This is a genomic window from Microcystis sp. M061S2, assembly GCF_020245605.1.
Taxonomy (GTDB): domain Bacteria; phylum Cyanobacteriota; class Cyanobacteriia; order Cyanobacteriales; family Microcystaceae; genus Microcystis.
In genome coordinates this window covers 1-18,029 of the sequence record NZ_JADBUP010000159.1, presented here as the reverse complement: position 1 = coordinate 18,029, position 18,029 = coordinate 1, and the positions used below count along the sequence as shown (strand labels likewise).

General features: G+C 41.6%; 16 protein-coding genes, 1 pseudogene and 1 CRISPR repeat array. Of the genes and pseudogenes, 14 read left to right on the top strand and 3 right to left on the bottom strand.

The window, feature by feature from the left end; genetic code table 11:
• Positions 1-135: 135 nt before the first annotated feature.
• Both IM475_RS22600 and IM475_RS22595 read left to right on the top strand, forming a co-directional pair.
• Positions 136-1,256, top strand: a pseudogene (locus tag IM475_RS22600) (bluetail domain-containing putative surface protein); the annotation flags it as partial.
• Positions 1,257-2,100: 844 nt separating this feature from the next.
• Positions 2,101-2,613, top strand: a complete 513-nt coding sequence (locus IM475_RS22595; RefSeq protein ID WP_287729221.1) for a dihem cytochrome c family protein — start codon at positions 2,101-2,103, stop codon at positions 2,611-2,613.
• Positions 2,614-2,660: 47 nt separating this feature from the next.
• Here the strand turns inward: IM475_RS22595 and IM475_RS22590 are convergent, their stop codons facing one another.
• The gene (locus IM475_RS22590) at positions 2,661-3,524 is read right to left on the bottom strand and encodes a helix-turn-helix domain-containing protein (protein ID WP_287729220.1); all 864 of its coding nucleotides are present in this window, start codon (positions 3,522-3,524) and stop codon (positions 2,661-2,663) included.
• A gap of 233 nt (positions 3,525-3,757) precedes the next feature.
• On the opposite strand from IM475_RS22590, the gene IM475_RS22585 reads away from it, so the two are divergent.
• Positions 3,758-4,261: a MogA/MoaB family molybdenum cofactor biosynthesis protein gene (locus IM475_RS22585; RefSeq protein ID WP_287729219.1), complete on the top strand. Its 504-nt coding sequence runs from the start codon at positions 3,758-3,760 to the stop codon at positions 4,259-4,261.
• A gap of 1 nt (position 4,262) precedes the next feature.
• On the opposite strand, the gene IM475_RS22580 is transcribed toward IM475_RS22585, so the two are convergent.
• A complete protein-coding gene (locus tag IM475_RS22580; protein ID WP_287729218.1) occupies positions 4,263-4,874 on the bottom strand; it encodes a DUF8692 domain-containing protein in 612 nt (203 codons plus the stop codon).
• A gap of 224 nt (positions 4,875-5,098) precedes the next feature.
• On the opposite strand from IM475_RS22580, the gene IM475_RS22575 reads away from it, so the two are divergent.
• The 11 genes from IM475_RS22575 to IM475_RS22525 all read left to right on the top strand — a co-directional run bounded on the left by IM475_RS22575 (position 5,099) and on the right by IM475_RS22525 (position 16,571).
• Complete coding sequence (locus IM475_RS22575) at positions 5,099-5,764, top strand: urease accessory protein UreF (protein ID WP_287729217.1); 666 nt, start codon at positions 5,099-5,101, stop codon at positions 5,762-5,764.
• A gap of 230 nt (positions 5,765-5,994) precedes the next feature.
• Positions 5,995-6,945 (top strand): glycosyltransferase family 2 protein, encoded by a 951-nt coding sequence (locus IM475_RS22570; RefSeq protein WP_287729216.1) that lies wholly within the window; start codon positions 5,995-5,997, stop codon positions 6,943-6,945.
• 5 nt (positions 6,946-6,950) lie between these two features.
• Positions 6,951-7,541, top strand: coding sequence for a hormogonium polysaccharide biosynthesis acetyltransferase HpsU (gene hpsU / locus IM475_RS22565; protein ID WP_002736876.1), 591 nt, complete (start codon positions 6,951-6,953; stop codon positions 7,539-7,541).
• Between the two features lie 267 nt (positions 7,542-7,808).
• Positions 7,809-8,424: a CRISPR direct-repeat array (repeat unit 36 nt; unit sequence GTTTCCAACTAATCCTATTTGACCTAATAGGTAAGG).
• An 814-nt stretch (positions 8,425-9,238) separates the two neighbouring features.
• Entirely contained in the window at positions 9,239-9,799 is a 561-nt protein-coding gene (locus tag IM475_RS22560) for a Uma2 family endonuclease (RefSeq protein ID WP_287729215.1), read from the top strand.
• 15 nt (positions 9,800-9,814) lie between these two features.
• Positions 9,815-10,846 carry an SAVED domain-containing protein gene (locus IM475_RS22555; RefSeq protein ID WP_287729214.1) on the top strand — a complete coding sequence of 344 codons (1,032 nt, stop codon included), beginning with the start codon at positions 9,815-9,817 and terminating at the stop codon, positions 10,844-10,846.
• A 7-nt stretch (positions 10,847-10,853) separates the two neighbouring features.
• Positions 10,854-12,278: a Cas10/Cmr2 second palm domain-containing protein gene (locus IM475_RS22550; RefSeq protein ID WP_002779048.1), complete on the top strand. Its 1,425-nt coding sequence runs from the start codon at positions 10,854-10,856 to the stop codon at positions 12,276-12,278.
• 10 nt (positions 12,279-12,288) lie between these two features.
• Positions 12,289-13,272 carry a type III-B CRISPR module-associated Cmr3 family protein gene (locus IM475_RS22545; protein WP_287729213.1) on the top strand — a complete coding sequence of 328 codons (984 nt, stop codon included), beginning with the start codon at positions 12,289-12,291 and terminating at the stop codon, positions 13,270-13,272.
• A 49-nt stretch (positions 13,273-13,321) separates the two neighbouring features.
• Entirely contained in the window at positions 13,322-13,540 is a 219-nt protein-coding gene (locus tag IM475_RS22540) for an AbrB/MazE/SpoVT family DNA-binding domain-containing protein (RefSeq protein ID WP_287729212.1), read from the top strand.
• A gap of 142 nt (positions 13,541-13,682) precedes the next feature.
• Positions 13,683-14,510 carry an RAMP superfamily CRISPR-associated protein gene (locus IM475_RS22535; protein WP_287729211.1) on the top strand — a complete coding sequence of 276 codons (828 nt, stop codon included), beginning with the start codon at positions 13,683-13,685 and terminating at the stop codon, positions 14,508-14,510.
• 19 nt (positions 14,511-14,529) lie between these two features.
• Positions 14,530-14,937 (top strand): hypothetical protein, encoded by a 408-nt coding sequence (locus IM475_RS22530; protein ID WP_287729210.1) that lies wholly within the window; start codon positions 14,530-14,532, stop codon positions 14,935-14,937.
• 5 nt (positions 14,938-14,942) lie between these two features.
• Positions 14,943-16,571, top strand: coding sequence for an RAMP superfamily protein (locus tag IM475_RS22525; RefSeq protein ID WP_287729209.1), 1,629 nt, complete (start codon positions 14,943-14,945; stop codon positions 16,569-16,571).
• Between the two features lie 244 nt (positions 16,572-16,815).
• Here the strand turns inward: IM475_RS22525 and IM475_RS22520 are convergent, their stop codons facing one another.
• Positions 16,816-17,724 carry a transglutaminase family protein gene (locus IM475_RS22520; protein WP_287729208.1) on the bottom strand — a complete coding sequence of 303 codons (909 nt, stop codon included), beginning with the start codon at positions 17,722-17,724 and terminating at the stop codon, positions 16,816-16,818.
• Positions 17,725-18,029 lie beyond the last annotated feature (305 nt).

Below are 18,029 nucleotides of genomic sequence, written 5' to 3'. Positions count from 1 at the left end.
TTAGCCATAGTTTTCCGTCAAAATTCGATTTTGTCTCTTAAAACCCTGATTAATCGGTTTTTAGAGCTAATTTTGACTCTTGGTCTAATCTGCCTGTCTTCCTTGCTGTGACTGACTTACAAATTTTTGGAGATGTCTAATAACGTCAACTGGGCAGTTACCGGCAGCGGCGGCAATCCTGCCAATGCCACTGATTTTGTTGGGGGATTGTTCCCGTCAGGAACCTTGAGTTTTGCCCCGGGGGAAGCCTCAAAAGTAATTACTGTTAACGTTCAGGGAGATACAACAGTAGAACTGGATGAAAGCTTTACCGTCACCCTCTCCAATGCCACCAACGGCGCTACTATTACCACCGCTACTGCCACCGGAACCATCAATAATGATGACTTTATCGGTACTTCTAATCCGGACGCCCTTGTGGGAACCTCTGGAGCAGATGCCATGACTGGATTAGCCGGAAATGATACTTATACGGTAAATGATGCCGGGGATTTGGTCATTGAAGCTCTCAACGAGGGAACCGATACCGTGCAAGCTTCCCTTTCCTATACTCTTCCTAACAACGTGGAAAATCTCCTTCTCACTGGTACTGGTAATCTTGATGGCACGGGTAATGCCTTAAATAACCAGATTATAGGGAATAGTGGCAATAATAGCCTTAATGGTGCTGCTGGAATCGATACCCTAATCGGTGGCACTGGTAACGATAGCCTCAATGGTGCTGCTGGAATCGATATTTTAACCGGTGGTTTAGGTGCAGATATCTTCATCTTCCAGTTTAGTCAGTCCGCTGCCGCAGCCCTAGACTGGGTTACGGATTTTGCTATTGGTACTGATAAGATTGACCTGCTTAGTCAAGCTGGTGCGGCAATTAATGCCCCTCTCGCTTTTACCCGGGCAACAGATAGCACCACGACCAATATTAACACCATTGTTACTATAGCGGTGTGCAGTCGTATTAGGTACAGTGTCACAAGCTATAAACCATGCTAGGCAAAGCTTGGTCTGTATCTCACTCAAGCGCTTACCGCTATAACGTCTTTACCGATGCTAATGGGGCAATAGCCGGAAATCAAGCTCTCGGAACTAACAGTGCTGTTTTAGTGCGGGTTGCTAATGCTACTACCACTTACCTAATTATCAACGACGGTACGGGGGGTTTCCAAAGTGCTAATGATTTGGTGATTAATCTGACTGGGTTAACGGGTGCTTTCCCGGCGCTCGGCCCTATTGCAGTCAATAGTTTCTTTGTCTAAATTGATGGGGGGATTAATTCTCCCCTTTTAATGCTCCCGTTCAAGTAATTTTGATATAAAAAAAGTTAAGAGGCTCTTCTCGACTTTGTGTTATAAGTAGCTGGTTATAATTAAATTAAAAATGGATTTTGCCTCTGATCCCCCCTTAGTCCCCCCTTGATAAGGGGGGTGCTGATCCCCCCTTAGTCCCCCCTTGATAAGCTATCCCTTATAGGGATCTTTCTTAACAATTTTTGCAGTAAGCACTCCAACCCTTATCCTGACTTGATTTCAGTTTTTTCTTTGTCAGTAAGGGTGTCAACAAGGAATATTACAAATTGTTAACCGAGTCTTGAAAGCCTTGTGCTACAAAGGTTTGAAATGTTAAGAAAGATGTGACTAAAGGACAGCCTTGATAAGGGGGGTGCCGATCCCCCCTTAGTCCCCCCTTGATAAGGGGGGTGCCGATCCCCCCTTAGTCCCCCCTTGATAAGGGGGGCATCTGATAATTTTTAACGCCTACCTACTTAATTTTTGCTTAGGAAACCGTGAAATACCTATCAAGCAAGACTTTTAGGGCTATTTTGACGTTCGGCGATGACTTCGGCGTGAGCTCAGTCGAACGCTCAGTCGGGCCGCGGAAGAAACTAGAAAATATCAGTATAGACCTCGTTTCCACACATAAACCAGAAGCTCCCAAATACTGATGGGCAGTCAGGAGTTTAAACTTGTGGAGAGACTGTAAGACTCCTTGGGATTCGTCTCAAAAAGCAGGTTTCTGTGAAGCAAGAATCTCCCATCACACAGCTTGGCATTGTGATGGCGAGAGTGTCAAAATTGTGTTCAATTACTCGTCATCCCAGTCATGCCTTCCAGCGGTCAAGTGAAATCGATTTTTTTTCTGATCCTCTTTCTCCTCAGTATTCTAGGGGGTATTCTACTGGCTTCGCTACTTCAACAACCAGCGATCGCCCAATCGCCGTCCTCGGATACAGTGCTGAATCGTTATCAAATTGGACAGCAAACCTATCTAGAAAATTGTGCCACTTGCCATATTGCCATTCCTCCCAGCATCCTACCGAGTCAAACTTGGAAAAAAATCCTAGAAAATCCTGATTCTCACTATGGTATCCGTTTAAAACCAATTGTTGGCATTACTCAGCGTCTTATCTGGGATTATCTCAGTTATTCTTCCCGCCCTCTTACCCAGACTACTTTCGTTCCCCTCTTAATTGAACAGTCCAGCTATGTAAAGGTTTTGCATCCTAGGGTCAATTTACCCACTCCTATCGGTCATACCACCTGTGTCAGCTGTCATCCCAACGCTTCCCGCTACGATTATCAGACCCTTACCCCCATCTGGGATAATGCAGCTTAATCAGTGATCAGATATGAGTTTTTAGTTCACTGATTACTGATTACTGTTTACTGATCACTGAGAGGAGGTGCAGTTAGGGTGATTTCGCCGATTTGGCCAGCTTTACCCATTAATTGGGCAGGGTTTTCGTTAAGAGAGATTTTAACAGCACCAGCATTGCCCGAGCGAATATTTAAACTCTTTTGGGCTGTCCAAGTTTGTTTGGTCCCGGGTTGGAGAGTGCCTTCATGGACTTTTTTGCCATCGGCAATTACCCTTACCCAAGCGGCCTGTTCAATAGTTACCTCGGCTGAGAGGGGAACTTTTGGCTGAGGAGAAGGGGAAGGAGAGACTACTGGTGCGGGAGGGACTACTGGTGCCGGGGAAACCAGGGGGGAAGGAGAGGGAGTAACGGTAGGGAGGTTAGAGAGAGGGGGACGGAGGAAAAGATAGCCAATACCACAAAATATGCCCGCCAGCAAGCCTAGCCAGAGATAAATTCCGAAAAAGGTTGATTTAGTTGGTTGGGGGCTAGTTTCTGGGGCTGGTTTTTCTGGTTTCACTCGTTCCGCTTTCGGGGCGGCAGGTTCAGCCTTGGGGAGAGGGGTAACTTTTGTGGGCAGTGTTTTCGGGATAGTTACCTCCTGGGCTAATTGTTCTGCACTAGGAGACAAGCGATCGGCTAAAGCTTTACCATCAATTTTTAGGGCATCACCGTAGCGTTTGATAAATCCCTTGACATAAATTAATTCTGGTAATTTCTCCCAATTCCCCGTTTCCAACGCTTCTAGCATTGGCAATCTAATCATCGTCAGGGCGGCGATATCGTCGATGCTCAGACAGCTTTCTTCTCGTTTTTGACGTAAATAAGTCCCGATTTCCTTGATTTGTTCGGCTTGTAGGGGACTGAGTTGACTCATAATTCCAGTCATAATCTATACCAACTTAGATGATAATCTCGATTTTGTTATTTTGGGATAATCTGTTCTCTAGAAGCTCCTTTTACCTTGTCATCATTACCAGCGAAAAGGTTGCAAAAACCAGCAAAAATCGGCAATACTTGCAAAAGTTAAGTTTTTTATCCTAGGGTGAATGCACTCACCAGCTAGTACATACATTTGTTCTTAATGGTTGTTTTTCTCGAACTCTCATCTGATCGCTAATTATGACCTTTATTCCCCATCCCGACACCGCCCCCCTTAATCTTACCTGTGCCGTAGTCACGGTGAGCGATACTCGTACCCCGGAGACGGATAGGAGTGGCCAAATAATTCAAGAGTTACTAACTCGATCGGGTCATGATATCGGCCTATACTTAATTATCCCCGATCAACCCTTACAAATTCAAGCAATTTTACCAGAAATTAGCAATCAAAATCAGATAAAAGTCTTAATTCTCAATGGGGGTACGGGTATTGCTCCCAGAGACACTACCTACGATGCTTTAGTACCTTTATTAAGGATCACTTTGCCCGGTTTTGGCGAATTATTTCGTTATCTTAGCTATCAGGAAATTGGCTCCCGTGCCATGGCATCGAGGGCGATAGCTGGGGTTTATCAAAACTTATTAGTCTTTTCTCTCCCCGGTTCCACTAATGCCGTTAAATTGGCCCTAGAAAAACTGATTCTTCCCGAAATTTTACATCTGGTTAAACAGATGAATGGATAATTTATTTTGATTTGATCTTGGCTGAAATTTCTTGAAAACATACATCCCAAAAATAGCTGGCTAGATTCACTGCGCTTAATAGTTTAGGAATTCCTTCACTTAGACTAGCAAAACCTCGATTTTTAATCTTGAGAAAATCAATAGCGATCGCAAAAGTTAAAAGTGCTAAAGCGATGATTAAAATTTGGTAAGAAGTTTGTTTTATTCGCCGCCAAAATGCTAAACCATAAATCAGAATTGCGAGGGCATAAACAGAGATAGTCAAGAATTTGGGAATATTAAAATAGAGAAGAATGATATGAATTCTGAAGATTTCATTGATGGCAAACAGTCCCGTTATTATGCCAGAAAAAAGTAAAAACTGGCGAGAATTATTGAAACTTGCCTCCTGGCACAATAAAGCATAACTAAAAAGGCAAACAATCGGTGGTAAACAACAAAGCAATTGAAAAGAATGGGTTAATAAACCAGCGATCGGAGTTGGGGGAGTAGCGGGAGGATAAAATAAAAGACTAGAGGGTAATTCTGCCCGATCAACCCCAGCAATTAAAGCTAAAATCAAGAGGAGAACGACAAGATTTATTTTCAGAAAATGCTGTTCTCGTGAGGACATAAGTAGTCGTGCAAAATTAATTTCCTAGTGAAGATAGGCAAGAGGCAAGAGGCAAGAGGTGGTTAGATATCTGTAATTAATTTTGCTTAGGTACTTAGTAGTTTATAATTGTGGCTATTAACCACGGTATAATGCACAAAGTGCCGCTTTCTACAGGCTCGATCTACATACCGAAGTGCCAAGCATTTCCCTGATTGTGTTAAGGACAATTTTCTCGGTTTTCTATGCTCGATCAAAAAGAACTTTTGTGTTTATTACAATTGGCTAGTCCCATTTTACCCGTGGGGGCCTATAGTTATTCCGAAGGGCTAGAAACCCTCGTCGAAAAGGGGATTATCTCCAATAGTGCCAGCTTGAATGATTGGTTAGAGCGATCGCTTTGTCAAGGCTCGATTCGCTTAGAAACGGCTGTTTTGCTAAGGGTATATCGTTGTTTTTGTCAAGAGGATTTTACAAAACTTAATTATTGGGATAATTGGTTATCGGCAACGCGGGAAACGGCCGAATTAAGACAACAAAGCTGGCAAATGGGGCGATCGCTGTTAAACCTATTGCGGGAGTTAGCACCGGCCAGAGATAATCTACCAGAAGAGGCTAATTATGCCACCGCTTTTGCGATCGGGGCAAGTCATTGGCAAATTGGCGAAGAATTAGCGGTTTTAGGCTATTTACACAGTTGGGCAAGTAATTTAATCAATGCAGGATTGCGTTTAATTCCCCTTGGACAAACCCTAGGACAATCGCTTCTGATCGGTTTACAGCCCAGTTTATTAACAGCAACAGCAGATATTATCAGTTTAGCCGATGAAAACCTGACCAGTTGGAGTTGGGGGCTAAGTTTTGCCAGTATGAACCACGAAACCCAGTATAGTCGTCTATTTCGCAGTTAGAAATTTAGAGAGGAGAGCAGCAGTCTGGCCGATGGAATTTTTCACTATTTTCAGGGAGAATATCCAAGTCTCTAGGAGTCTCTCTCTTAGGTTCAAGCCTAGGGATAGCGTAAAAAACCGAATAAGGTATAGTAAGATTAAAAAAAAATCTTAGGTCTTAGTTCTCGCTTTCTGAGTAACTAAGGATTTTAAGGAAAGGTGCGAACACTCTACCTAGCCACAGTGTACCAATGTTTAGTCAATCAGAAAAAATTCCCGTTTCGGTGTTGATTCCCGCCAAAAACGAGGAATCCAACCTTCCCGCCTGTTTAGAGAGTGTTGCTAGGGCTGATGAAGTGTTTGTCGTCGATTCCCAAAGTAGCGATCGCTCGATCGAACTATCTACCAACTATGGGGCTAATGTCGTCCAATTTTATTTTAATGGTCGTTGGCCGAAAAAGAAAAACTGGTCCCTCGATAACCTGCCTTTTCGCAATGAATGGGTATTAATCGTCGATTGTGATGAGAGAATCACCCCCGAACTATGGGACGAAATCGCCACTGTAATCCAAGATCCCAACTATAACGGTTATTATCTCAATCGTCGCGTCTTCTTCCTCGGACAATGGATTCGTTATGGTGGCAAGTATCCCGACTGGAATCTGCGCTTATTTAAACATAAGTCGGGCAGATACGAGAATTTAAACACGGAAGATATCCCCAACACGGGAGATAACGAAGTTCATGAACACGTTATCCTCGATGGCAAGGTGGGTTATCTAAAAAATGATATGCTGCACATCGATTTCCGCGATATCTATCATTGGTTAGAAAGACATAATCGTTATTCCAACTGGGAGGCCCGGGTTTATTACAATATTCTCGCGGGTAGTGACGAAAGCGGCACGATCGGAGCGAACTTGTTCGGTGATGCGGTGCAGAGAAAACGTTTTTTAAAGAAAATTTGGGTAAAACTGCCCTTTAAACCGCTGCTGCGCTTTATTCTCTTTTATGTTATCCGTCTCGGTTTCTTGGATGGCAAAGCTGGTTATATCTACGGTCGTCTTTTGAGTCAGTATGAATACCAAATTGGGGTTAAATTGTACGAATTACGGAGATTTGGCGGTAAATTAAACGTTAATGCCCATGCTAATCCCCCGGTTAAACCCTCGGAACCTCAACCGGTAGAAATGATTAAATAAGTCCTATGTCCCCAGAAATCCGCACCGATGAGGAAGCATGGCTAGATCTGCGTACCTACGATCAATCTTGGTTTGATCGCGGTCGTTCTAATCCAATTATCCTACTTTGGTGGTTAGTACAGGGAATTCTTTTTCCCCTCAGTTTGCACCAGATGGATAGCTTTCGCTGCGCTATTTTGCGGCTATTTGGGGCTAAAATCGGCCTTGGGGTGAAAATTCGCCCGACGGTAAGGGTGACTTATCCCTGGAAAGTGGCGATCGGCGATTATACTTGGATTGGCGATGATGTGGTGATTTATAGTTTAGATAATGTTACCATCGGCAGTCATTGTGTGATTTCTCAAAAATGCTATCTTTGCACTGGCAGTCACGATCCCGGCGATCGCTCTTTTGGCTTAAAAACCACTCCCATCCTCATCGGTAATGGTACATGGATCGCGGCCGATTGTTTTTTGGCTCCGGGGGTAAAAATTGGCTCTAATGTTGTTATTGGGGCAAGAAGCAGCGTATTTGCCGATATTCCCGCTCAAAAGGTCGCTTGGGGTAGTCCCTGTCGTCCTCAATACGATAGAAAGATGAATTCTTATAGCAGTTAAGCTAAGAGGCATTTTTGGCGGTCTTCCGCTCGCTTTTGCCCCACTGTTTCCCACGGGACATAAGTAGTCATGCAAAATAAATTTCCTAGTGAAGACAGGCAAGAGGCAATAGGCAAGAGGCAAAAGCTTTATCGAAATGTGTAATTAATTTTGCTTAGGTACTTATTAAGCTGTTCGTAATTTAATTAGCATTTTTATCGATTTTTGTCAAGATATATTTGACACAATTTATTAGAAAAAGGGTTTCTTTTAGAAACCCTTTTTCTAGTTTCCAACTAATCCTATTTGACCTAATAGGTAAGGGAACTAACCAGCCTATGTCCATTACATATGTGTTCTGGTTTCCAACTAATCCTATTTGACCTAATAGGTAAGGGAACCTTTGAAATCTCCTTTAAGGAGAGCAATATTAAACGCGTTTCCAACTAATCCTATTTGACCTAATAGGTAAGGATGTACGTTGACGATAAGTTCGACTATGCGGAAGTGTTTCCAACTAATCCTATTTGACCTAATAGGTAAGGCGCACCCGGCCTTGATGAAGCCGCCGAAGTAAAAGTTTCCAACTAATCCTATTTGACCTAATAGGTAAGGAAGGAAAAAAAGGTCGTAAAGTAGGCCATGAAAATGTTTCCAACTAATCCTATTTGACCTAATAGGTAAGGATTCCCTTGGCAAGGAGGGGGTGACTAAGTAAAAAAGTTTCCAACTAATCCTATTTGACCTAATAGGTAAGGCAACCCGTACCTTGCACCACCCCCGAAAGGAAAACAGTTTCCAACTAATCCTATTTGACCTAATAGGTAAGGGGGGTCGACCGTCTGGCCTCATGGCTGTGGACATTGGGGTTTCCAACTAATCCTATTTGACCTAATAGGTAAGGAGTACCCCTTGGAAAGTCTCATCGAGAGGGGAAGACAGACCCCCAAATCGACGCACCTGCAAAAAGAGGGTTAAAAAGTGGTCCCGGGGGGGGTAAAAGTCCCGATACCAAAGGGTAGAACCCTGACTGGGAGAGCAATCGACACATCTAACCAGAGAATCGGGGTTTTAGGTCGGGGAGGGGTGCATCGATTTTCAGTCAAGAGTTGGGGGACAAGCTAGATGATGTAGAGATTTGGGGGTGGTTGAGGAGGAGAACCTCCCATCACCAACAATCTAGAGACAGCTTCTTCGGAAATCCCATAGAAGCGCACATCATCCTCTTGAGGATTGACCCTTTCTACTACTTTAGCGTACAGTTTCCGCCTCTCGATGTGTAATTAATTTTGCTTAAGTAATTATCTGTAATTAAGTAGCTGGTTATAATTAAATTAAAAATGGATTTTAGGTTCGATCCCCCCTGCCCCCCTTGATAAGGGGGGTGCCGATAGGCGGGGGGATCTGACAATTTTTAACGCCTACCCACTTAATTGTCTAGCTACTGATGAAGGAGGGTAGCGGGGGGGAGTTTTTTTTAAGGATTTTTTAACCCCAAAAATCCCCCGATTCTGGCGAGCAATCAGTATCATGGATAACAACAACAAGCTTTAGGTCTAATCCGATAAAAATCATGACCTACCTATCTCCTAAATTATTCACTTTTGAAGACTTTTTAAACCAGTAAGTACCTAAGCAAAATTAATTACACATTTCGATCAAGCTTTTGCCTCTTGCCTATTGCCTCTTGCCTGTCTTCACTAGGAAATTTATTTTGCATGACTACTTATGGAGATGACCCACGCTATCAATTAATTGACGGGGAGTTGCGAGACATGGAACCCACTGGACCTCAGGAATCCGTAGCGGGAAAAATCGCAGGAAGACTGTGGGGAGAAATCTTGCAATTACATCTACCCTGGACAATTCCTAAAAACTGTTTGCTCCGTCCAGAATCCGGTCAAGCTACTGCTTTACGTCCCGATGTCATCATTTTGGATGAAGTGGACTTTAGCACCGAACCTCTCTGGGAAAAACAAGCAATTTTAACTAGCTCCCCAGCAATTAAATTAGTGGTAGAAGTGGTTAGTAGTAATTGGCAAGATGATTATGCACGCAAAGTTGAAGAATACTCATCTTTAGGTATTGCTGAATATTGGATTGTCGATTTTCGTGGATTGGGTGGCATCTCTTTTATCGGTAAACCCAAACAGCCTACTTTGACTATTTATCAGCTAGAAGGTGATGAATATCAACAAAAATTATATCGTCTTTATGAGCGTATTAGTTCGGCAGTTTTTCCCGAATTGTCTCTGTGTCTTCTCGATATTATGCCCTAAATCTCTAGTAAAATTATGCTGAAATCTCTTAAAAATGTCCTGGGTAATCTGCGTCAATATCCCTATAATATTATCTTTAATCCCCTCACCAATGCAGCATTAGCCATCGCCGCTATTTTGGCACTAATTGCCGATCAATTTGGTCAGGGATATTATCTAATTTTTCTGATTACTTTGGCTCTAGTTATCATCGGTATCTGGCTAGAATCTCAGAAATACGACCTCTATAAACATCAGGCGATTCCTCTACCGATAGTGATTAAAATTGCTAATCCTGCCGATAGTAATAAGGCTCTGCAATCGCTTTTTAATATCATCGAAACAGAAAATAAATACAAAGATCATAAAAATAATCTTGACCAGTATCTCAATATTAGCGAAACAGATTTAATTTTTAACTACTCCTGTGATATTTATGATCAAGAAATGCTGAGAGCTTTTCTGCAAATACTACGCTATAATCTAGAGAAACTTAAGAAAAAAACTCCCCAAAATACTATTATTTATCTTGCCTATATCGGTCCGATTAGCGTCGCTATTATGGTCGGCACTATTCTCGCTACTGAAGGAGTAAAAATCTTTCAATATAATAAATCTTCTGATAGTTATTATCCTGTGGTGGAAATTAGCGATCGCAAACTCAAAGAAGATATTAAGGAATACGAAAAATTTGAGCGTGTTGTCACCGAAAAAGGTCAAGATAGAGTAACTATAGCCATCGATGTTTCTTCCCATAAAATTAATCTTAATGATCAGAGTATTGAAAACTACGGCGATTTAATTTATCTGAAAAGTAAAGGCAGTGGTACAATTGAAAAAAATGAAGATTGGCTACAATATTCTAGAGAAATCTTTAAAACTATCAACATCGCTCAACAAAAAAACTATCAAGAGATTAAGCTAGTTTATTCCATGCCTATAACTTTGGGAATACTTGTCGGAATGGCCGTTCAACAATACTGGCCAATTCTCCTAACTCAATACGAAAATTCTACCTACAGAAATCTTATTAATCTTCAGGAATTTAAACTTTATCGAGGACAATAAAGATAAAATGAACTATACTGTAATTACCTTTGCTCCTGTGCAAGGATTCATCGAAAAATCGCGTAAACTAAGGGACTTATACGGTGGTTCTTTTTTATTATCCTATCTTGCCGATGCTATCTGTCAGGCAGCGGATAAATATCCTGAATGTAGCCTTATTTCTCCGGCTTTAATTGACGTTAAAAGAGGAACTCCCAACCAAATCTTAATCGCGGGTAATTTTCCCAAAAAAGAGGCCGAACAAGTCTTCAATGACGCATGGCAAAAAGTGGTTAATAAGTGTCGGGTTTGGATTGAACAAAATTTACCACAATACAATTATACTTGGCGACGAGAATGGAACCTATGGATTAATCATACTTGGGAATTCTTCTGGGCGCAAGAGGACTCGATCGATTGTGCGTTTAAAAGTCTGCAACAGAAAAAATATCAACGAGATTGGACGGGAATTAATTGGCAAGGAGAAAGTTCTAGCTTATCGGGTTCCGATGCCATTGTTTGGTATGGAATGACGGATCAAACCCATCCTTTATATTCTAGTATTTCCCAACAAAATCAGCAAATCACTGAATTTTATCAACAATTAAGTCAAAAACTTTCTAATGCTATCCTCGATGAAACCGAACGTCTTAGCATTCCCGAATTAGTCAAAAGAATGATTACATTATATGATATTGGCAAGCCTTTAAACCTAGAACTTCCTAAAAAATTTGTGGAACTAAATCGCTACGAGGAAAAATCCTATACAGGATGGTTTCAAGGGGACGGTGACGGGATGGGAAATTACCTAAAAAATCTGTCCATATCCTCAAGAAAAGAATTTAGTCAAAGAATGCGACAATGGGGAGAAGAACTAGAAAATTATCTTAACTTTGGTCGCATTATTTATGCGGGAGGAGATGACTTTCTAGGGGTTTTGTTTTCACAAAAATCAGAACCAAAATTAACCCTACAAGATTGTCTATATTGGTTTGATCAATTTCATCGGGAAATCTGGCCAAAACACGGTTATTCTCAGGATATAACTGTTAGCGTCGGTTTTGTTTGGGCAGCTTCAGGAGTTCCTCAGCGTGACATATTACAACAATGTCGAGAAGCAGAAAAATCCGCTAAAAATCAAGGTAAAAATCGTCTAGCGGTGCGAATCCTTTTTAACAGTGGTAACTATTTAGAGTGGGTTTGTCCCTGGGAAAACTTAAAAGATATCCTCGATAGTTATTGCGATCGCAGTGAAGGGAAAAACTGGACACATTTCTATAATGATATAGCAACTTTAGAAAATCGCCGCGCTTTTACCGATGATAATCACGATATTGCCAATGCAGTTTTTAACCTTTATTTTAATCAAAATATACCCATTGATACCACCTCTCACCAGGATAAAAATAACTGGGTAATTAACCTCTCAAAAGTGGCCAATCATCTCACCTAAACATAGAGAAATGCTGCAATATCTGATCATAATTAAACCTTTGGGATTTCTCTACGGTAGCGCCGGTCCGTTTCTGTCTCCAGAAAATCTAGTTGGACGTTCAGGAAATCGTTTTCCCCCCACTGCTGCCACAGTTTCGGGACTATTTGCTCACAGCAATCCCACCAATATTCGCGATTTACAAATTGCCGGCCCTTTTTGGGCAAACAGTGAACAACCAGATAACTTTTTTGTCCCCACTCCCTTTATTTATCTGGCTAAAAAACCCCTCGCAAATTATTTTCAAGACCAAGAAAATAACGACAATGGAAAAATTCAACACACCTTAACATGGCAAGAAAAATGGCAAGAGAAAGACAGTAAACAAATTGAGGGAAAATTCGATCGAGATAGTTGGATTCCTATCAACCAATGGTATAATCCTCAAAAAGCCTATGGTTCTCCGTGGCAATATCATCCCCATCTCCATCCGCGTTTGTTAGAGGAGCAAAGAAAGGTAAAAACTGGAGAATTATTCCTCGAAAATGCCGTCCAGTTACATCCAGATGCTTGTCTAGTTTATTTAGCTAATCAACCCCTAGAAAATGGCTGGTATCGCTTTGGTGGAGAATCCCATCTAGTGGAAGTTAAATCACTTGAACTAAGCAGCCATCTCCAAACTTTATTTAATCAAGATGTCGGTCAATATTTTGCCCTCATTACTGCCGCAATCTGGGGAACAAATCGCCTATCAACTCGCAATCCCAGCGATTGGGAATTAGAAACCCTCAACACCGAAAGACCAATAACCTATCGTTATCGATTCGGAGGAAAAGATAAAGTTAAGCGCTTATCTAGGGGACGTTATGCAGTTCCCGCAGGAACAGTTTATCGCTTAAAAAACCCCTTACCATCTTGGCAAAATTGGCAGGAATCTTGGTTCCCCACCGAAGGGGTTTCTCTCAAACGTTGGGGCTGCGGATTAGCCTTACCCTTAGAAAATATTGCCAAATAAAGCCTATAATTATTGAGTAGGGTAAATGAGACGAGCATAAGTGATAGCTATGGCAAAAGTAAAAACGAGATTTCCTCGAAAAGCTTTATTAGGTTATCGAAAAAGTGGTAATAATCAAGGCTCAAAAATTAGCAAAAATAAAATGCTGCGTATGTTTTTAGATTTTTTGGTAGAAGATGCCTTTAAAAACCCTTCTTCTCTCACTCCTTACACAGAGGAAATGGCTAAAGAAATCGATGAATTATTAAAGGGTGTTGCCATTGATTAGGACTAAACCTATAGCTTTGTGCTGTCCTAATAGCCTAAATACCACGATAAAATATTAACAAAATCTTAGAAAATCCTGACATTAATGTTAACCTAGTTTAGAATAATCCCTAAGCATCTAAAATACTCACTTTTACCCAAAAATGTATCACAAAAGTTATGGCATACTTGAAACCTTAGCACCCCTTCATGTGGGAGCAACCGCAGGAGAAGAAACGGGTAATCTTAACCTCATTTTTCGTGACCAATTCACCCAAACAGCAATTATTCCCGGTAGTTCTATTCGCGGCCGTTTTCGTGCCGATATGAACAATATAGATGAAAAACGTACATGGTACGGACACGAAACAATCCCAGGACAAGAAGACGGAGGAACCACCGAAGCAAAAGTTAAATTTGAATATGCTTCCCTCGTTTGGTTGCCGGTATTTTGTCCGGGGCAGCCGATAGTTTGGGTCACTTCTCCCCTATTATTAAAACGCTACAAACAAATCACGGGAATCTCTGCAAAAGTACCCAATCCTTATACTGCTTCCCCTAGTTTAGAAGCGCGAGTAGTGCAGGGAGTTAACCGCAATAGCAAAGTTTTATTTTTTAACTTAGGATTTCTCGAAATTGAACACTTAGAGGAGCTTTCCCCCTGGATTCCCCCGCAAGCGGATTTAAAAGCTTCTCAATTAGTCGTCGTTGATGATAACGATATATCCATGCTGCACGATATGGCACTCTACCGACAAAGCCGGGTTAAACTACTAGAAGATCAGAAAAAAGTGGATACAGAAAAAGGAGCTTTTTTCAATGTGGAAGCTTTACCCGTGGGTAGTATTTTAGTTTTTCCCATTGCTTGCAAAGAAACAGGATGGCAACCTTTTGGAGAATCGGTAAACCAAAAAGAATTATATTTCGGAGGATTAGAGTCTATCGGTTTTGGTCGTTGCCAAGTTACTATTTTAAACTACGCCAATCAATAATTACATTTTATCTAATATTATGGCTTGGAAAGAATACAATCTCGATCGCATTGCTCAGAAATTAGTTCTCGCTGCCAAACTACGAGACCGAGATTCTCTCAATCAATCTTTTAAAATGCGTGAATCCGTTTCCTATGGACTAGAAAGATTCTGGGGTGAACATCTGCGCTTACAATCCAAGGAACCCAATAAGGCAAAATACTGGAAAGAAACTTGGGATAAATTAGTCGAAACCATGGCAGAAGCGGGGATTCCTATCCCTAACGATACCGTACAGGTAAATGATACCGAATCTGTTCAAGTAATGGCAGAAAAACTCTGGGAATTAAAGCTAGAAGACCAGAGAATTACCCTCGCTGTTTTAACGCAACTATGCGATTGTTTAGTTTGGTGGACTCAAAGATATAAAGGAACAAAGGAACGATAAATTATATGGTTAATATTCCCGATATTGGTGACAAAATCCCCCTGATGTTTCGCGCACAAACCAAAGGGCGATCGCAATTACAATATATTGACTCTAAAAAAGATGAAAATGATAGCCAAAAATGGGTAAAGGAATGGATAGAACGAGTCGATGAAAATCCTCCCCAATTTGGTCAAGAAGTAAAAACCAAAGAATATCAAATATCATGGCGATTCGTCACTAATGGGGGACAAGATGAAGGAATAATTCGGCCTGTAATGGGTGCTTATGGCATACCATTTTATCCCGGTTCCAGCATGAAAGGAGCCTTTTGTCAAGCTTGCACCCCCGAACAAAAACAACGTTATCACCTCGAAAAAGATAGCGATAACCCTAGTCTTTTGCGCTTCCATGGCGGTTATCCCGTTAATGATTGGACGGAAAATCTTTTAGATATTGTTCACCCGCAACAGGGATGGCAAGTAAAAACCCCAAACACTCGACAAAAACCCAGTGGAGAAAGTGGTTTTGCTTTAATTTCTCTCTATCAACCTACCCTAAAATTTGGCATTTTTACCTCAATAGAACAACCCGATTGGGAGGAGATTTGGACTATCTGGGAAAGAGCTTTAGAATCTGGTCTAGGATGCCGTGTTAGTAGCGGTTACGGCTTGCCAAAAGACATTAAACCTTCAAAAGAACCTTTATATAAATGTTTTCTGAAAGGGCAAGGAATGGCTCCTAAAAGCCTCGATGGTGCAAGGGAATTTCGACCCAATATTTTTCGAGGAGCAATTCGCGGTCATGCCTTGCGTATTTTTGGCGGTTTAACTGATGCTAAAAATGCCGAAAAGTTAGTTAATCAGCTATTTGGAGGAATTGACGGAGAAGCAACCCAAGGTTTACTAGCGGTCGATTTTTGTGTCAAATCTCTAGAGTTAGGAACCTTTGCCAAGGGTTACAAGGAACCCACCTACACAGTAACAGGAGAATTACGCTGGATTCTCACCCAATCTCTCCCCGAAAACCAGCAAGAATGCTTAAAAAAATTAATTTGTTTTCTCACTCGTTTTGCCATGTTATTAGGAGGATTTGGTAAATCATGGCGACGAGCAGATCATAGTATTTTCTATGAGGATTATTATCCCAATAAACCCTTAATTGGCTGTCATTGGCAATGGGGTGATAAAAGTTCTTTAATCAACGATAATAAAGTCAGAGATTTAACTCATGTTCATCCCTTTATCAAAGATGTTCGCACTATTGCTAAACAATGGATGTACTTACAAGAAAATATCCCCATAACTCCCGATAATAGTGCTAAATGGCGAGAAAGTTGGCATCCTAAAAATGTCGAAGTTTGGGGAAGAATTGCCGAAGATAAAGATGATTCTCTAGCCATAAAATGGCTTCACAAAGCCTATCAAAAATTGGATAATTTAAGTATCTATAAAACCTCGGTGACAGGAATAGTAACAAAAAATATCAATCAAGTTGGTCGTCTTTGGCATCGAATGTATCCCAAAAATAATCATCAATACCTAGAATTATTAACAATTTTTCCTGATGACTCTGATGATTGTGCTTATTTTCTAGGTTTTCTAGACGAGAATAATGGTCAAGAGGGAAAATTTCAAAAACTTTGGCCGAAATAATCCCGTTTACAGTTAAGCACCTAAGCAAAATTAATTACACATTAGGATTAGTTGAAAAACAGAAAAAGGGTTTCTAAAAGAAACCCTTTTTCTAATAAATTGTGTCAAATATATCTTGACAAAAATCGATAAAAATGCTAGAACCTAACGGCAATCTTCCCTTTATTGCATGAGTAGAAAATGGGTTTCTTCGAGAAACCCGTTTTTTGCGATCGCTGATCAAGAAAAAACCCGATAATTCAACCTATTCCCTGGGATCAAAATCTGGCAGCGTCCCCAGCTTGCGAATGGTGACTTTAACATCCATAGACAAAAAGTCATCGGCATCACCAAACCAAGAACCAGAAAGAGGTATGATTTGACCGGGATGACGAGCGATCGCCACTCGAATTAAATCAAAGCCGGCGGTAATTTGATTAGTCGGGTCATAATTACGCCAACCGGCCCCGGGTAGATAAACCTGTAACCAAGCATGGGTAGCACCAGAGCCAGTCATCCCCACTTCCCCACCGTCGAGGGCGGCATCGTAGAGATAGCCACTGACAAAACGACAGGCTAAACCCAATCTTCGCAAAGCTTCGATCATTAACCAAGCATAATCGCGACAAGTTCCCGACTTTAGCCGCAGGGTTTCTCCGGGGGATTGAGTTCCTTCACTCTCCCTGGATTGGTAAGTAAAATTATCTTTGATAGCCGCCATCATTCTTGCCATGGCATCGAGGGTATCATCTTGATCCCCCGCTACAAAACTTTTGGCCCAAGCTGCCAAGCTGCCGTCGGCATCCTCAGCGTGGGGACGCATAAACACCACTAGATCTAACCATTCATCGGGGGTGTACTGGATGGGAATTTCGATCGCCCGTTGAGCGAGGGGAAAATCAGCGATCGCTTTTAAGCCAAAATGTTCCGCCCGTAATCGACAGGTAACGATTAATTCTGACGCTGCTTGAGCGAATTCAATCCCTACCACGTTGTTAGATAGAGTATCCATAGTCCAGCGCGTTTTGGCGGCAATATTCGCTTCTACAGAATAACTGATAATTCTTTCACCGTGACCGGCACTAGGCAAAAAAATCGCCCGATGTTCCCCAAAAGTTACCGGTTTACGATAATGATAGGTGGTGATGTGTTCCAAGTCGTAGATGACACTCATCCTGATTATCCTTAATAAAGTAGCTGGTTATAATTGAAGATAAATCCCCCCTTGATCCCCCCTTAATCCCCCCTTGATAAGGGGGGTGCCGATCGCCCCTTAATCCCCCCTTAATAAGGGGAGTATCTGACAATTTTTAACACCCACCTACTTAGGGTTTGCGACAAAAAGTACGGGCGAAGCATTCGGATAGAAAATCTACGGTTTCACCGATAGGTTATTGCCCGAATGCTTCGCCCCTACAGGACGCGGGCCGATGAAGACGCAAGGTTTGGAAGCACAATTCTCTCAAAATCTTGCACCTG

Bases quoted from the DNA above. Each gene is read 5' to 3' on its own strand.
- IM475_RS22520 (WP_287729208.1), bottom strand. From the start codon at position 17,724: ATGAGTGTCATCTACGACTTGGAACACATCACCACCTATCATTATCGT.
- IM475_RS22575 (WP_287729217.1), top strand. From the start codon at position 5,099: ATGCTCGATCAAAAAGAACTTTTGTGTTTATTACAATTGGCTAGTCCC.
- IM475_RS22555 (WP_287729214.1), top strand. From the start codon at position 9,815: ATGCTGAAATCTCTTAAAAATGTCCTGGGTAATCTGCGTCAATATCCC.
- IM475_RS22530 (WP_287729210.1), top strand. From the start codon at position 14,530: ATGGCTTGGAAAGAATACAATCTCGATCGCATTGCTCAGAAATTAGTT.
- hpsU (WP_002736876.1), top strand. From the start codon at position 6,951: ATGTCCCCAGAAATCCGCACCGATGAGGAAGCATGGCTAGATCTGCGT.
- IM475_RS22550 (WP_002779048.1), top strand. From the start codon at position 10,854: ATGAACTATACTGTAATTACCTTTGCTCCTGTGCAAGGATTCATCGAA.
- IM475_RS22570 (WP_287729216.1), top strand. From the start codon at position 5,995: ATGTTTAGTCAATCAGAAAAAATTCCCGTTTCGGTGTTGATTCCCGCC.
- IM475_RS22545 (WP_287729213.1), top strand. From the start codon at position 12,289: ATGCTGCAATATCTGATCATAATTAAACCTTTGGGATTTCTCTACGGT.
- IM475_RS22590 (WP_287729220.1), bottom strand. From the start codon at position 3,524: ATGACTGGAATTATGAGTCAACTCAGTCCCCTACAAGCCGAACAAATC.
- IM475_RS22560 (WP_287729215.1), top strand. From the start codon at position 9,239: ATGACTACTTATGGAGATGACCCACGCTATCAATTAATTGACGGGGAG.
- IM475_RS22525 (WP_287729209.1), top strand. From the start codon at position 14,943: ATGGTTAATATTCCCGATATTGGTGACAAAATCCCCCTGATGTTTCGC.
- IM475_RS22540 (WP_287729212.1), top strand. From the start codon at position 13,322: ATGGCAAAAGTAAAAACGAGATTTCCTCGAAAAGCTTTATTAGGTTAT.
- IM475_RS22580 (WP_287729218.1), bottom strand. From the start codon at position 4,874: ATGTCCTCACGAGAACAGCATTTTCTGAAAATAAATCTTGTCGTTCTC.
- IM475_RS22535 (WP_287729211.1), top strand. From the start codon at position 13,683: ATGTATCACAAAAGTTATGGCATACTTGAAACCTTAGCACCCCTTCAT.
- IM475_RS22585 (WP_287729219.1), top strand. From the start codon at position 3,758: ATGACCTTTATTCCCCATCCCGACACCGCCCCCCTTAATCTTACCTGT.
- IM475_RS22595 (WP_287729221.1), top strand. From the start codon at position 2,101: ATGCCTTCCAGCGGTCAAGTGAAATCGATTTTTTTTCTGATCCTCTTT.